Raw genomic sequence first — 14,851 nt, forward strand, 5'->3', positions numbered from 1 at the left:
AAATAATCGATTATCGGTGTTATGGTCGATTCGTACCGCTCGAAAGGAAGCCCCGCATGAATCCGCTCGCTCGTCTGCCCGAGGCGGCCTCGTTCACCGTCACCAGCACCACCGTCGCCGACGGCGCCGCGTGGCCGCCCGCGCAGTGGTCCTCCGGCGTCCCCGGCGGCAAAGACGTTTCGCCGCAACTGAGTTGGCGGGACGCGCCGGAGGGCACCAAGAGCTACGCCGTCACCGTCTACGATCCGGACGCCCCGACCGGTTCGGGGTTCTGGCACTGGGCCGTCGCCGACATCCCGGCCACCGTCACCGAACTGCCCGAGGGCGCGGGCGACGACACCGGCTCGGGCCTGCCCGCGGGCGCCTACCAACTGCCCAATGACGCCCGCCTCGCTCGTTTCATCGGCGCGGCCCCGCCCGCCGGGGACGGGCCGCACCGCTACTTCGTCGTGGTGTACGCCCTCGACGTCGAAACCCTCGACGTCCCCGCCGATGCCACGCCCGCGCTGCTCGGCTTCACCATGTCGGGTCATACGCTCGGCCGCGCGGTCCTCATCGCCACCGCCGAGACCCCGCCGCTACGCGAAAAGGTCGAGCGCACAGAGGTTTCCCGGCTTGTGCCCGCCGCGCCGGAGGACATTTTCGCGATCCTCACCGACCCCGCGGGCCACGTCGACATCGACGCCTCGGGCATGCTGCTCGCCGCCGAGGGGGAGCGGGTGCGCCGACCCGGCGACCGGTTCGTGGTCCACATGGACCGCGAGGCGCTCGGCGATGTGCCCCTCGGCAAATACGACGTCGAGGTCGTCATCCGAACGCTCACCCCGAACCGGGAGATCGCCTGGACGGTCGAGGGCCGCGGCGAGCGGCGGCTCCGACTCGAGCACGTCTACGGCTACCGCCTCGAACCCGTCGCTGGCGGCACACTGGTGACCTCGTACTACGACTGGTCCGGCGTCGAGGAGAAATGGAAGCGGCGCTTCCCCTTTCCCGTGGTGCCCGAGTCGGCGCTCAAGGCCACGCTCGGCATTCTCGAGCGCACGGTCCGCCGCCGCGCCGCGGCCTGATCGTCACCGCATCCGCGCCATATCCCCGAAAAACCCGGTGCGCCAGAGGATTCGGTTGCGGACCTCGGTGAGCCGCCAGCCCGCCGCGGTCCGCACCGCCGCCGCCGTGATCACCCCGCCCGCCGTGAACGAGCGATCGAGCATGCTCGCGTCGGCGGGTATGTCCCGCCACAGATGAATGGCCACGATATTCGCCCACACCGCCGCCGCGTCGCCCTCGATCGTCACATCACGCCCGGTGACCAGGTGCTGGGTCGCCTCGAACCGAGCGAAACTCCGCGCGTGACTCGCCGCGATGGCGGCCGGTCCCGTGGTGACCGCGTCGTTCGGCCGCACGATCCTCCCGTCGGGTGCGAAGAGGGTCGCGAAATGCGCGGCGTCGAAACGCTTCTCGTCCAGTGCCCGGAAGTAACGGTCGAAGACGCGACCGACCTCGAATTCGGTATCCATGAATCCGACCGTGCACCATGACCCGACGTCAGGTTCCAGTCACGCCGGTTCGGTCGTGCCCTAACCCTCGAGGTGAGCACGCACGAAATCGACCACGGCGTCGGAGAACGCGTCGTTGACATCACTGGCCGCGGTGTGGGCCGCGCCGGTGATCTCGACATACTCCATGTGCGGCACCAGCTTTCGGAACTCGGCCACGCCCTGCTCGCTCACCACGTCGGAGAGGCGGCCGCGCACCAGCAGGACCGGCAGGGTCAGGCGACGGGCGGCGTCCTCGAGCACCTCGGTGTGCAGTTCGATGTCCTCGCCCCGGCCCGACATCATCGCCGGATCCCAATGCCAGTACCAGCGGCCGTCCGCGCGCTGACGGAGATTGCGGCGCAGGCCGTCGGTGCTGCGCGGGCGTTTGCGGTGCGGGAGGTATTCGGCGACCGCGTCGGCGGCCTCGTCGAGCGTGGCGAAACCCTCGGGATGGCCGCCGAGGAAGTTCAGGACGCGTTCGACGCCCTTGTGCTCCGGACGCGGTACGACGTCGACGAGGACCAGCCCGGCGATCAACTCGTGACCCGGCCGCGCGGTCGCCAGCAGCCCGGTGAGCCCGCCCATGCTCGCGCCGACCACGATCGCGGGACGGCCGAGCTCGGCGAGGACGCCGAGCAGATCGGCGGTCATGGCCTCGCGGCGGTAGTCGCCGTCGGGCGCCCAGTCGCTCTCGCCGTGCCCGCGCGCGTCCAGCAGCACGGCCCGCATCCCGGCCTTGGCCAGGGCCGCGCCGGATTCCTTCCACGAATGCCGGGTCTGGCCGCCACCGTGCAGGAACACCGCCAGCGGCCCGTCCTCGGGACCCCAGCTCTCGCCCGCGAGGGTGATGCCGCCCAGGCCGGTGAAGCGCAGTCGCCGCGGTTCGGAGAAGTCGGCCTCATTGCTCACCCATCCAGCATGTCACACAGGGATTTACGGTGTACGGGCCACTCGCCGCTCAGTGGAACGCCGGGTATCGGCGCAGGTGGCGGCGCTCACACCGGGTACCCCGCCATCGGGCGGTCGCGGGCGCGCTGCTAGTCTTCGTGCCCGGAAGACATCCTTTAAAGGACCGTCCTGTGAGGCGGGGAAGGAGGTCGACATGGCCGTGCCCGAGGATCGGGCCGCCAGGTCGAGCGCGGGCGAATACTCGCAACGGCACGACCCGGATTGGGTGGGTGCCGGGCGGGAGCTGTTGTCCGCTCAGGATGTCGGCCGGACCATCGCGCGCATGGCGCACCAGATCATCGAGAAGACCGCGCTGGACTCCCGGGAGCCGGGCTCGCCGCGCGTGGTGCTGATCGGAATCCCCACGCGCGGAACGGGTTTGGCGGCGCGACTCGCCGACCGCATCGAGGAGTTCGCCGGGGTGCGCCCGGCCGTCGGCTCGCTCGACATCACCCTGTACCGCGACGATCTGCGCAACCGCCCGCACCGCCCGCTGGAGCGGACCTCGGTACCCGAGGGCGGCATCGACGATTCGCTGGTGGTCCTGGTCGACGACGTGCTGTTCTCCGGCCGCAGCGTGCGCGCCGCACTCGACGGCCTGCGCGATCTGGGCCGCCCCCGCGCCGTGCAACTGGCGGTCCTCATCGACCGCGGCCACCGCGAACTGCCCATCCGCGCCGACTACGTCGGCAAGAACGTGCCCACCGCCCGGACCGAGGACATCTCCGTGCTCTTGACCGAACACGACGGCCGCGACGGCGTCTACCTGCATCAGGGGGACGAGAAGTGAGGCATCTCCTGTCGGTCACCGATCTGGACCGGGCCAGCGCGACCGAATTGCTGGACGACGCCCAGCGTTTCGAGCAGGCGCTGCTCGGGCGCGAGGTGCGCAAGCTGCCGACGCTGCGCGGGCGCACCGTCATGACGGTGTTCTTCGAGAACTCCACCCGCACGCGGGTCTCGTTCGAGGTCGCGGGGAAGTGGATGAGCGCCGACGTCATCAATGTCAGCGCGTCGAGTTCGTCGGTGTCCAAGGGTGAGTCGCTGCGCGACACCGCGCTCACCCTGCACGCCGCCGGGGCGGACGCGCTCATCGTGCGGCATCCGGCCTCCGGCGCGGCCCACCAGATCGCGCGCTGGTTCGGCGAATTCGCCGAGGGCGCGAGCGGATACGCGGGCCCGGGTCCGGCCGTCATCAACGCCGGGGACGGGATGCACGAACATCCGACCCAGGCCCTGCTCGACGCGCTGACGCTGCGGCAACGGCTCGGCGATCTGGACGGCAAACGCGTGGTCATCGTGGGCGACATCCTGCACAGCCGGGTCGCGCGTTCCAACGCGTTCCTGCTGAACATCCTCGGCGCGGAGGTCGTGCTCGTCGCCCCGCGCACGCTGCTGCCGGTCGGGGTCGACGCGTGGCCCGTGCGGATCGCGCATTCGCTCGACGCCGAACTGCCCGGCGCGGACGCGGTCATGATGCTGCGCGTGCAGGCCGAGCGGATGAACGGCGGCTTCTTCCCCTCCGCGCGGGAGTACTCGATCAACTACGGACTCAACGAGCGACGGCTGGCGCTGCTCGACGACCACGCCGTGGTCCTGCACCCCGGGCCCATGCTGCGCGGTATGGAGATCGCGCCCTCGGTCGCGGATTCCCCGAAAGCGGCTGTGCTGCAACAGGTCACCAACGGGGTGCACATGCGCATGGCGGTCCTGTTCCGCCTGCTGATCGGAGCCGAAGAGGTGGTGGCGTGAGCAGGGTGCTGATCGAGAACGTTCGCCCTTACGGCGAGGGCGAGCCGGTCGACGTCCTCGTCGAGGACGGGATCATCCGGGAGATCGGGGACGTCGAGCGGGGCGCGGACGACGAAATCATCGACGGCACCGGCCAGATCCTGCTGCCCGGCTTCGTCGACCTGCACACGCACCTGCGCGAACCCGGCCGCGAGGACACCGAGACCATCGAAACCGGTTCCGCCGCAGCGGCTCTCGGCGGCTACACGGCCGTGTTCGCCATGGCCAACACCAGCCCGGTGGCCGACAGCGTGGTCGTCACCGACCATGTCTGGCGGCGCGGGCAGGAGGTCGGGCTGGTCGACGTGTACCCGGTCGGCGCGGTGACCGTGGGCCTCGCGGGCAAGCAGCTCGCGGAGATGGGCACCATGGCCGCCGGGGCGGCGGGGGTGCGGATGTTCTCCGACGACGGGCACTGCGTGTACGACCCGCTGATCATGCGCCGCGCGCTGGAGTACTCCAACTCGCTCGGCGTGCTCATCGCCCAGCACGCGGAGGAGCCGCGGCTGACCGCGGGCGCAGTCGCCCACGAGGGCCCCAATGCCGCCCGGCTGGGTTTGCAGGGCTGGCCGCGCGCGGCCGAGGAGTCGATCGTGGCGCGCGACGCGCTGCTGGCCCGCGACGCCGGGGCGCGGGTGCACATCTGCCACGCCTCCACCGCGGGCACCGTCGAGTTGGTGAAATGGGCCAAGGCCCAAGGCATTTCGATCACCGCCGAGGTCACCCCGCATCACCTGCTGCTCGACGACTCGCGGCTGGAGACCTACGACGCGGTCAACAAGGTCAACCCCCCGCTGCGCGAGGCGAGCGACGCGGCGGCGCTGCGCGAAGCCCTGGCCGCCGGGATCATCGACTGCGTCGCCACCGACCACGCCCCGCACGCCGAACAGGACAAGTGCTGCGAATTCGCCGCCGCCCGCCCCGGCATGCTGGGCCTCGAGACCGCGCTGTCGATCATCGTGGCGACCATGGTCGCGCCGGGTCTGCTGGACTGGCGGGGCGTGGCCCGGGTGATGAGCGAGAACCCTTCGCGCATCACGGGTCTGGACGATCAGGGTCGGCCGATCGCGGTCGGCGAACCGGCCAATCTGACGCTGGTCGATCCGGAGACGGAGTGGACCGTGCGGGCAACGGAGCTCGCGAGCATTTCCACCAATACGCCCTACGAGGCGATGACCCTGCCCGCGCGGGTGACGGCGACGTTGCTGCGCGGGCGGATCACCGCTCGCGACGGCAAGGCGAGAGCGAGACGGTAAATGGAGCGACTGCTGTGGGTGCTCGGGCTGCTGGCACTGTTCGCGCTGTGCCTGTGGCTGATGTACCGGGCCTGGCTGAAGAAGGCGCGCAAGCAGGCCGCCGCGGTCGGTGAACTGCCGCCCGTACCGGCCGAATTGGGCGCGCAACTGCTGGAACCGACCACGGGCCTCTACACCGGAACCACGCTGGCCCCCAGCTGGCAGAACCGGATCGCGGTGGGCGATCTGGGGTTCCGGGCCACGGCGGAGCTCACCCGATTCGAGCGGGGCATCCTGCTCGAACGCGACGGCGCCACGCCGCTGTGGATTCCGCAGGAGTCCATCACCGCGGTGCGCACCGAGCGCGGACACGCGGGCAAGGTAATGACAGCAGATGGGGTGCTGGTAATTCGCTGGAAGCTGCCGACCGGGACCGAGGTGGACACCGGATTCCGCGGGGACGACAAGACGGTGTATCCGGCCTGGACGGGCAGCGCGACCGGCACGACGACGGGAGAACAACCATGAGCGGGAACACCGCTGTGCTGGTGCTGGAGGACGGCCGGGTGTTCCGCGGCGCGCCCTTCGGCGCCACGGGAGAGACGTTGGGCGAGGCGGTGTTCTGCACCGCGATGACGGGCTATCAGGAGACGCTGACCGACCCCAGCTATCACCGCCAGATCGTGGTGGCCACCGCCCCGCAGATCGGCAACACCGGCTGGAACGAGGAGGACGACGAGTCCCAGCGGATCTGGGTCGCGGGCTACGCGGTGCGCGATCCCGCGCGGCGCGCCTCCAACTGGCGGGCCACCACCACGCTGCACGAGGAGCTGGAACGCCAGCACGTGGTCGGCATCTCCGGCATCGACACCCGCGCGGTGGTGCGGCATCTGCGCACCCGCGGGTCGATGAAGGCGGGCATCTTCTCCGGCGCGACCGCCGACGCCTCGGTGGAGGAATTGGTCGGCCGGGTCACCGGTCAGCCCTCGATGCTGGGCGCGGATCTGGCCGAGGAGGTCAGCACCGACGACGTCTACACCATCGAACCCGTTGGGGCGCACCGGTTCACGGTCGTCGCGGTCGATCTCGGCATCAAGACCAACACTCCGCGCATGTTCGCCGAGCGCGGCATCCGGGTGCACGTCGTGCCCTCGGACGCCTCGCTCGACCGGATCAAGGAGCTGAAGCCGAACGGGGTCTTCCTGTCCAACGGGCCGGGCGACCCCGCCACCCAGGACGCCGCCGTCGCGCTCACGAAAGACGTTCTGGGCGAAGGGATTCCGTTGTTCGGGATCTGCTTCGGCAATCAGATCCTCGGCCGCGCACTGGGTCTGGGCACCTACAAGATGAAGTTCGGCCACCGCGGCATCAACATCCCGGTGATCGACCACACCACCGGCGCGGTCTCCATCACCGCGCAGAACCACGGGTTCGCGCTCGAGGGCGAGGCCGGGCAGCGCTTCGACACGCCCTTCGGCCCCGCCGAGGTCACCCACACCTGCGCCAACGACGGCACGGTCGAGGGCGTGCGGCTGATCGACGGCCGCGCGTTCTCCGTGCAGTACCACCCCGAAGCGGCCGCGGGTCCGCACGACGCCGCATATCTGTTCGACCGCTTCGCCGGTCTCATGGAGGGAGCCTGATGCCACGCCGCGAGGATCTGCGCCACATCCTGGTGATCGGCTCGGGCCCGATCGTGATCGGTCAGGCCTGCGAGTTCGACTACTCCGGCACCCAGGCGTGCCGGGTGCTGCGGTCGGAGGGCCTGCGGGTATCGCTGGTCAACTCCAACCCGGCGACGATCATGACCGACCCGGAGTTCGCGGACTCGACCTACGTCGAGCCGATCACCCCCGAGTTCGTCGAGAAGGTCATCGCCAAGGAACGCCCCGACGCCATCCTGGCGACGCTGGGCGGTCAGACCGCGCTCAACACCGCCGTCGCCCTGCACGAGCGGGGTGTGCTGGAGAAGTACGGCGTCGAGCTGATCGGCGCGGACTTCGACGCCATCCAGCGCGGTGAGGACCGGCAGAAGTTCAAGGACATCGTCGCCAAGGTCGGTGGCGAATCGGCGCGCTCGCGGGTGTGCTTCACCATGGACGAGGTCCGCGAAACCGTTGCGGAGCTGGGTTTTCCGGTGGTCGTGCGGCCCTCGTTCACCATGGGCGGGCTCGGCTCGGGCATGGCCTACAACGAGGCCGACCTCGATCGCATCGCCGGGGGCGGGCTGGCCGCGTCGCCGACGGCCAACGTGCTCATCGAGGAGTCCATCCTCGGCTGGAAGGAATACGAGCTCGAGCTCATGCGCGACGGCCGCGACAATGTCGTGATTGTCTGCTCGATCGAGAACGTCGACCCGATGGGCGTGCACACCGGCGACTCGGTGACCGTCGCGCCCGCCATGACCCTCACCGACCGCGAGTACCAGAAGATGCGCGATCTGGGCATCGCCATCCTGCGCGAGGTCGGCGTCGACACCGGCGGCTGCAACATCCAGTTCGCGGTCAACCCGGCCGACGGCCGATTGATCGTCATCGAGATGAACCCGCGCGTGTCGCGCTCGTCGGCGCTGGCGTCCAAGGCCACCGGCTTCCCGATCGCCAAGATCGCGGCGAAGCTGGCCATCGGCTACACCCTCGACGAGATCGTCAACGACATCACCAAGGAGACCCCCGCCTGTTTCGAGCCGACGCTCGACTACGTGGTGGTCAAGGCGCCGCGCTTCGCGTTCGAGAAGTTCCCGGGCGCCGACCCGACCCTGACCACCACGATGAAGTCGGTCGGCGAGGCGATGAGCCTGGGCCGCAACTTCACCGAGGCCCTCGGCAAGGTGCTGCGCTCGCTCGAGACCAAGGCCACCGGCTTCTGGACCCAGCCCGACGGCGACTGGACCGACGTGCCCGCGATCCTCGAGGATCTGCGCACACCCACCGAGGGCCGGCTCTACCAGGTCGAGCGGGCGCTGCGGCTGGGCGCGACCGTCGAGGAGGTCGCGGAAGCCTCCGGCATCGACCCGTGGTTCGTCGCCGAGATCGCCGGGCTGGTCGATCTGCGGATCGAACTGCTGGCCGCGCCCGTACTGGACGAGCCGCTGTTGCGCCGGGCCAAGTACCACGGCCTGTCCGATCGCCAGATCGCCGCGCTGCGACCGGAATTGGCGGGCGAGAACGGGGTGCGCGAGCTGCGCCACCGGCTCGGCGTGCGGCCGGTCTACAAGACCGTCGACACCTGCGCCGCCGAATTCGAGGCCAAGACGCCCTACCACTACTCCAGCTACGAGCTGGATCCGGGCGCGGAGTCCGAGGTGGCCCCGCAGCTCGAGCGGGACAAGGTGATCATCCTCGGTTCCGGGCCCAACCGGATCGGGCAGGGCATCGAGTTCGACTACTCGTGTGTGCATGCGGCGCAGACGCTTTCGGCCGCGGGCTACGAGACGGTGATGGTCAACTGCAACCCCGAGACCGTCTCCACCGACTACGACACCGCCGACCGCCTCTACTTCGAGCCGCTCACCTTCGAGGACGTGCTCGAGGTGTATCACTCCGAGCGCGAATCGGGCACGGTCGCGGGCGTCATCGTGCAGCTGGGCGGGCAGACCCCGCTGGGCCTGGCGCAGCGGCTGACCGACGCCGGGGTGCCGGTGGTCGGCACCTCCGCCGCGGCCATCGACCTGGCCGAGGACCGCGGCGAGTTCGGGCAGGTGCTGGTCGAGGCCGGGCTGCCCGCGCCGAAGTACGGCACCGCGACCACCGTCGACCAGGCCAAGAAGATCGCCGCGGCGATCGGCTATCCGGTGCTGGTACGGCCCTCCTACGTGCTCGGCGGGCGCGGCATGGAGATCGTCTACGACGAAACCGCGCTCGAGGGGTACATCTCCCGTGCCACCGAATTGAACCCGAATCATCCGGTGCTGGTGGACCGGTTCCTGGAGGACGCCATCGAGATCGACGTCGACGCGCTGTGCGACGGCGAGGAGGTCTACCTCGGCGGCGTCATGGAACACATTGAGGAGGCCGGGATCCACTCGGGCGACTCCGCGTGCGCGCTGCCGCCGATCACGCTGGGCCGCAGCGATATCGAGGCCGTCCGGCGCTCGACCGCGGCGCTGGCCAAGGGTATCGGGGTGCGCGGGCTGCTGAACGTGCAGTACGCGCTCAAGGACGATGTGCTCTACGTGCTCGAGGCCAATCCGCGAGCGAGCCGCACGGTGCCGTTCGTGTCCAAGGCGACCGCGGTGCCGCTGGCCAAGGCGGCGGCGCGAATCATGTTGGGCGCCACCATCGCCGGGCTGCGCAAGGAGGGCATGCTGCCCGCCGAGGGCGACGGCGGGCACGCGCAGCTGGACGCGCCGGTCGCGGTGAAGGAGGCCGTGCTGCCCTTCCACCGGTTCCGGCGGCCCGACGGCACGGGCATCGACTCGCTGCTCTCACCGGAGATGAAGTCGACCGGTGAGGTGATGGGCATCGACGCGGATTTCGGTACCGCTTTCGCCAAGAGTCAGAGTGCGGCCTATGGTTCGTTGCCTACCGCGGGTACCGTATTCGTGTCGATCGCCAACCGCGACAAGCGCGCCATGGTGTTCCCGGTCAAACGACTCCACGATCTGGGCTTCCGGATCCTGGCCACCGAGGGCACCGCGGAGATGTTGCGGCGCAACGGAATTCCGTGCGAGCGGGTACGCAAGCACTCGGAGCCGTCGCCGACCGACGAGCCGACGGTCGTCGATCGGATCAGGAATGGTGAGATCGACATCGTGTTCAACACCCCTTACGGCAACTCGGGTCCTCGGGTCGACGGCTACGAGATCCGGACCGCCGCGGTGGGTGCGGATATTCCGTGCATCACGACGGTGCAGGGCGCGGCCGCGGCCGTGCAGGGCATCGAGGCGACGATCAATGGCGGTATCGGGGTGCGCTCCCTGCAGGAGTTGCACGCCGTACTGCGCGGCTGAACGACAACCGGAACAGGAGAGGAAACTACGGTGGGAGCCATCGGGCTTGGGGCAGGTGCCCGTCCCGTGGGCGCGGGGCGGGTCAAACCGCGTCGGCGTCGCACGATCGAAACCGGTGAGGTCGTCTTGCCGGGGGGAGGCGACATCAGGGGGATGCGGAAGGTCGGCGGGTATTCCACCGTCGGTTTTCGTGCCACCCCGCCCATCGGCCGCGACCCGCTGCGTTCCGACGACGAGCCGATCGAGGCCGAGCTGGCTACCGCGGGCGCGGACGCGGACAGCCGTTGACCTCGTTCGGTGAACGGTTGCGCGATGCCTGCGCCCGGCACGGTTCGCTGTGCGTGGGCATCGACCCGCATCCGCCGCTGTTGCGCGCCTGGGAGCTGAGCGAGGACGTCGAGGGGCTCAAACGTTTCGCGGACGCCTGTGTGGAGGCGTTCGCGGGCCGGGTCGCGCTCGTCAAGCCGCAGGTGGCGTTCTTCGAGGCGTACGGGTCGGGCGGGCTGATGGTCCTCGAGGACACCATCGGCGCGCTGCGCGCGGAGGGCACGCTGGTGCTCGCCGACGCCAAGCGCGGCGACATCGGTTCCACCATGGCCGCCTACGCCCAGGCGTGGCTCGGCGACGGTCCGCTCGGCAGCGACGCGGTCACGGTCTCGCCCTACCTCGGCTTCGGATCCCTGTCTCCCGCAATCGAATCGGCGACCGCGAACGACCGCGGCGTCTTCGTCCTGGCCGCCACCTCCAACCCCGAGGCCGCGTCCTTACAGCGCGCCACGGCCTCCGACGGCCGCACGATCGCCCAAACCATGGTCGACGAGGCCGCCGCCTGCAACACGGGTTCCCCCTTCGGCTCGGTCGGCGTCGTCATCGGCGCCACCCTCACCGAGGCCCCCGACCTGACCCACCTCAACGGCCCCATCCTCATGCCCGGCGTGGGAACGCAAGGCGGCGGCCCGGATTCGATCCGCACCCTCCTCCCCCCCTCGGTCTACCACACGGCCCTCCCCGCAGTCTCCCGCGAACTCCTCTCGGCGGGCCCCTCCACAGCCGCCCTCCGCACCCGCCTGCACCACCTCTCCGACCAGTTCGCCTTCCTTCAAACCTGAACACCCCCAAGGCCCGGCAACCCAGCCGCACCCTTTATTCGAATTCGCACCCCTTTCATGGCCCAGAAAGGGGTGCGTTTGCGAATAAAGGGTGCGGCTGGGGTTGCCGTAGCTATGAGGGAGACCGGTTTGTTTGTCGTGGTGGAGGTTTGGACGGGGCGGGGAACCGGATGGGGCTGTGGGAATTACATGGATGTGTTTCGGCGTGTCAGGGGCGCGTGAGGGGTCGGTACGAGGGGTTGGGGGAGGGGTGGGGTGGGTGGAGTCGGGCGAGGGGGAGGAAGGGGGCGAGACGGGCGACACGCCCTGGCGAGATTTCGCGACACGCCGGGAAATCCAAGAAAATTCCTGGTCGGCGGATAACGGGGCGGTCACGGTGGGGCGGGGGAGGTGGGCTGTACTGCGACAATGCCGGTCCGGGCCGGGAAAGACGCAGGTCACGGGCCTGGTGGCGGGATCGGCGGTACGATTCGGAATGTCTGTTCGATGGGGCGTCGGGGGGCGTCCGGGGATGCGATAGCGTGCCCGAATCCCGCGCTGACCTGGGGGGTGGGTTCGCAATCGGCACGCGGCGTGGGTACGGTCGCACAGACCGCCGGGTTACCGGCGGGAGATGATGCAATGAACGATGAGACGGAGGAACCGTGGCCCTTCCCCAGCTGACTGACGAGCAGCGCGCCGCTGCTTTGGAGAAGGCGGCTGCCGCTCGCCGCGCTCGGGCAGAGCTCAAGGAGCGCTTGAAGCGTGGCGGCACCGACCTGAAGACGGTCCTGAAGGATGCCGAGACGGATGAGGTCCTGGGCAAGATGAAGGTGTCGGCGCTGCTCGAGGCCCTGCCGAAGGTGGGCAAGGTCAAGGCCGCCGAGATCATGACCGAGCTCGAGATCGCGCCGACCCGTCGCCTGCGCGGCCTCGGCGATCGTCAGCGCAAGGCGCTGCTGGCGAAGTTCGACCAGGCCTGATCACGAGGGTGGTCGAGCACACGCAGAAGGGTCGACTGGTCGTACTGGTCGGCCCCTCGGCCGTCGGCAAGTCCACGATCGTCCGGTGCGTCCGCGAGCGGCTGCCGGACCTGGTCTTCAGTGTGTCGGCCACCACCCGGGCCCCCCGGCCCGGGGAGGTCGACGGGCAGGACTACCACTTCGTGAGCCGGGCCGAGTTCGACGCCATGATCGCCAGGGGAGACCTGCTGGAGTGGGCCGAGATTCACGGCGGCCTGCAACGTTCGGGAACCCCGGCCGCCCCGGTGCGCGCGGCCCTCGCCGCCGGGAAGAACGTCCTGGTCGAGGTGGACCAGGAAGGGGCCCGCCAGATGAAGCTGGTCATGCCCGAGGCCCGCACGGTCTTCCTCAAGCCGCCCAGCTGGGAGGAACTGGTCGCCCGGCTCACCGGCCGCGGCACCGAACCGCCCGAGGTCATCGAGCGCCGGCTGGAGACCGCGCGGATGGAACTGGCGACCTGTGACCAGTACGACACCGTGATCGTGAACGACGAACTGACGAGCGCCTGTGAGCAGTTGGTATCGTTGTTCGTTAGCACAAATTCTTTCTGAGTGCGGCCGGTACGGCCGAATTCACGTCCACACGACCCGCAGGGAGCCTCACCAGTGAGCGACACCAAGACCGTGCCCGCGTACGACACCCCGGTCGGTCTCACCAACCCGCCGATCGACGAGCTGCTCGAGCGCACGTCGTCGAAGTACGCGCTGGTCATCTACGCGGCCAAGCGGGCGCGCCAGATCAACGACTACTACAACCAGCTCGGCGACGGCATCCTCGAGTACGTCGGCCCGCTGGTCGAGCCGGGCCTGCAGGAGAAGCCGTTGTCGGTGGCGCTGCGCGAGATCCACTCCGATCTGCTCGAGCACTCCGAAGGCGAGTAAGGGGCGCACCCCGCCGCCCACAGCACCCGGACCCGAAGAGGCGTAGTCAGATGCGGATCGTTGTCGGCGTGGGTGGCGGGATCGCCGCCTACAAGGCCTGCTCGCTCGTTCGCAAATTCACCGAGACCGGGCACGACGTCCGCGTCATCCCCACCGAGTCGGCATTGCAGTTCGTCGGCAAGGCCACGTTCGAGGCGCTGTCCGGAAACCCGGTCCACACCGGCGTTTTCGCCGATGTGCCCGAGGTCCCGCACGTGCGGATCGGGCAGGCCGCCGATCTCGTCGTCATCGCCCCCGCGACCGCCGACCTGATGGCGCGCGCCGCGATGGGCCGCGCCGACGATCTGCTCACCGCGACCCTGCTGACCGCGCGATGTCCCGTGCTGTTCGCCCCGGCCATGCACACCGAGATGTGGGAGCACCCGGCCACGGCGGCGAACGTGCGGACGCTGCGCGCGCACGGCGCGACGGTCATGGAACCGGCCGCGGGCCGCCTCACCGGCGCCGACACCGGACCGGGCCGCCTGCCCGAACCCGAGGAGATCTTCGCGCTGGCCTCGCTGCTGCTCGAACGCGCCGACGCGATCCCGCGCGACCTCGAGGGCCGTCGCATCGTGATCTCGGCGGGCGGCACGCGCGAACCGCTGGATCCGGTGCGATTCCTGGGCAACCGCAGTTCCGGGAAGCAGGGGTACGCGATGGCCCGCGTCGCCGCCCAGCGCGGCGCGCAGGTGACCCTCGTCGCGGGCAATACGGTCGGCCTCGAACCGCCCGCGAGCGTCGAGGTCGTGCCGGTGACCACCGCCGACCAGATGGGCATCGCGGTGGACAAGCACGCCGCCGGGGCCGACGCGGTCATCATGGCCGCCGCGGTCGCCGACTTCCGGCCCGCCAACGTCGCCGCCGCGAAGATCAAAAAGGGTGCGGGAGAACCGGATTCGATCGAACTCACCAAGAACCGCGACATCCTCGCCGGGTTGGTGCAGGCGCGCCGCGACGGCCGCCTGCCCGGGCTCGCGATCGTCGGATTCGCCGCCGAGACCGGCGACGAACACGGCGACGTACTCACCCACGCCCGCGCGAAGCTGAAGCGGAAGGGCTGTGACCTGCTGGTCGTCAACGCGGTCGGCGAGGGCAAGGCCTTCGAGGTGGACAACAACGACGGCTGGCTGCTCGGCGCCGACGGCACCGAGCAGGCCCTCGATCACGGATCGAAGGCCCTGTTGGCCAGCCGTGTGCTGGACGCGCTGGGACCACTGTTGCGCTGACGCGCCCATGGTTCCGGCTTATCCTGCTAAGTGGCACGCGATGCGGGAACGCGTCGCGCGCATCAGCGCACCGGCCGCCGAAACGGAGCCCTGTGGAGGTGTTGTCGCTGGTGGGAACGTCGCAAGCGG

General features: G+C 69.7%; 14 protein-coding genes and 1 pseudogene. 13 read left to right on the top strand and 2 right to left on the bottom strand.

What is annotated here, in order from left to right; translation table 11 throughout:
• Positions 1-56: 56 nt before the first annotated feature.
• A pseudogene (locus ACFYTQ_RS24955) lies at positions 57-575 on the top strand (YbhB/YbcL family Raf kinase inhibitor-like protein); the annotation flags it as partial.
• A 495-nt stretch (positions 576-1,070) separates the two neighbouring features.
• On the opposite strand, the gene ACFYTQ_RS24960 reads toward ACFYTQ_RS24955, so the two are convergent.
• Entirely contained in the window at positions 1,071-1,517 is a 447-nt protein-coding gene (locus ACFYTQ_RS24960) for a nuclear transport factor 2 family protein (protein ID WP_387365543.1), read from the bottom strand.
• A gap of 60 nt (positions 1,518-1,577) precedes the next feature.
• Complete coding sequence (locus ACFYTQ_RS24965; protein WP_387365546.1) at positions 1,578-2,447, bottom strand: alpha/beta fold hydrolase; 870 nt, start codon at positions 2,445-2,447, stop codon at positions 1,578-1,580.
• Positions 2,448-2,640: 193 nt separating this feature from the next.
• Between ACFYTQ_RS24965 and pyrR the strand changes: the two genes are divergently transcribed.
• The 12 genes from pyrR to coaBC all read left to right on the top strand — a co-directional run bounded on the left by pyrR (position 2,641) and on the right by coaBC (position 14,722).
• On the top strand, positions 2,641-3,276 hold the full coding sequence (pyrR, locus tag ACFYTQ_RS24970; RefSeq protein WP_387365549.1) for a bifunctional pyr operon transcriptional regulator/uracil phosphoribosyltransferase PyrR: 636 nt from the start codon (positions 2,641-2,643) through the stop codon (positions 3,274-3,276).
• Positions 3,273-4,238, top strand: coding sequence for an aspartate carbamoyltransferase catalytic subunit (locus ACFYTQ_RS24975; RefSeq protein ID WP_387365552.1), 966 nt, complete (start codon positions 3,273-3,275; stop codon positions 4,236-4,238). The genes pyrR and ACFYTQ_RS24975 overlap by 4 nt, the downstream gene beginning before the upstream one ends.
• Complete coding sequence (locus ACFYTQ_RS24980) at positions 4,235-5,533, top strand: dihydroorotase (protein WP_387365555.1); 1,299 nt, start codon at positions 4,235-4,237, stop codon at positions 5,531-5,533. The genes ACFYTQ_RS24975 and ACFYTQ_RS24980 overlap by 4 nt, the downstream gene beginning before the upstream one ends.
• Positions 5,534-6,040 (top strand): transporter, encoded by a 507-nt coding sequence (locus tag ACFYTQ_RS24985; protein WP_387365558.1) that lies wholly within the window; start codon positions 5,534-5,536, stop codon positions 6,038-6,040. It abuts the gene before it with no gap.
• A complete protein-coding gene (carA, locus tag ACFYTQ_RS24990) occupies positions 6,037-7,155 on the top strand; it encodes a glutamine-hydrolyzing carbamoyl-phosphate synthase small subunit (protein ID WP_387365561.1) in 1,119 nt (372 codons plus the stop codon). The genes ACFYTQ_RS24985 and carA overlap by 4 nt, the downstream gene beginning before the upstream one ends.
• Positions 7,155-10,463, top strand: a complete 3,309-nt coding sequence (gene carB, locus ACFYTQ_RS24995) for a carbamoyl-phosphate synthase large subunit (protein WP_387365564.1) — start codon at positions 7,155-7,157, stop codon at positions 10,461-10,463. Before carA ends, carB begins: the two co-directional genes overlap by 1 nt.
• 153 nt (positions 10,464-10,616) lie before the next feature.
• Entirely contained in the window at positions 10,617-10,751 is a 135-nt protein-coding gene (locus tag ACFYTQ_RS25000) for a hypothetical protein (protein ID WP_387365567.1), read from the top strand.
• Complete coding sequence (gene pyrF / locus ACFYTQ_RS25005; RefSeq protein ID WP_387365570.1) at positions 10,748-11,572, top strand: orotidine-5'-phosphate decarboxylase; 825 nt, start codon at positions 10,748-10,750, stop codon at positions 11,570-11,572. The genes ACFYTQ_RS25000 and pyrF overlap by 4 nt, the downstream gene beginning before the upstream one ends.
• A 644-nt stretch (positions 11,573-12,216) precedes the next feature.
• Entirely contained in the window at positions 12,217-12,534 is a 318-nt protein-coding gene (gene mihF / locus ACFYTQ_RS25010; protein WP_040748769.1) for an integration host factor, actinobacterial type, read from the top strand.
• A gap of 8 nt (positions 12,535-12,542) precedes the next feature.
• Positions 12,543-13,124 (top strand): guanylate kinase, encoded by a 582-nt coding sequence (gmk, locus tag ACFYTQ_RS25015; RefSeq protein ID WP_387365574.1) that lies wholly within the window; start codon positions 12,543-12,545, stop codon positions 13,122-13,124.
• Positions 13,125-13,178: 54 nt separating this feature from the next.
• A complete protein-coding gene (gene rpoZ / locus ACFYTQ_RS25020) occupies positions 13,179-13,454 on the top strand; it encodes a DNA-directed RNA polymerase subunit omega (RefSeq protein ID WP_387365577.1) in 276 nt (91 codons plus the stop codon).
• 50 nt (positions 13,455-13,504) lie between these two features.
• Positions 13,505-14,722: a bifunctional phosphopantothenoylcysteine decarboxylase/phosphopantothenate--cysteine ligase CoaBC gene (gene coaBC / locus ACFYTQ_RS25025; RefSeq protein WP_387365580.1), complete on the top strand. Its 1,218-nt coding sequence runs from the start codon at positions 13,505-13,507 to the stop codon at positions 14,720-14,722.
• Positions 14,723-14,851 lie beyond the last annotated feature (129 nt).

Origin of the sequence: Nocardia sp. NPDC004068 (genome assembly GCF_042874315.1) — a bacterium.
Classification (GTDB): Bacteria; Actinomycetota; Actinomycetes; order Mycobacteriales; family Mycobacteriaceae; genus Nocardia.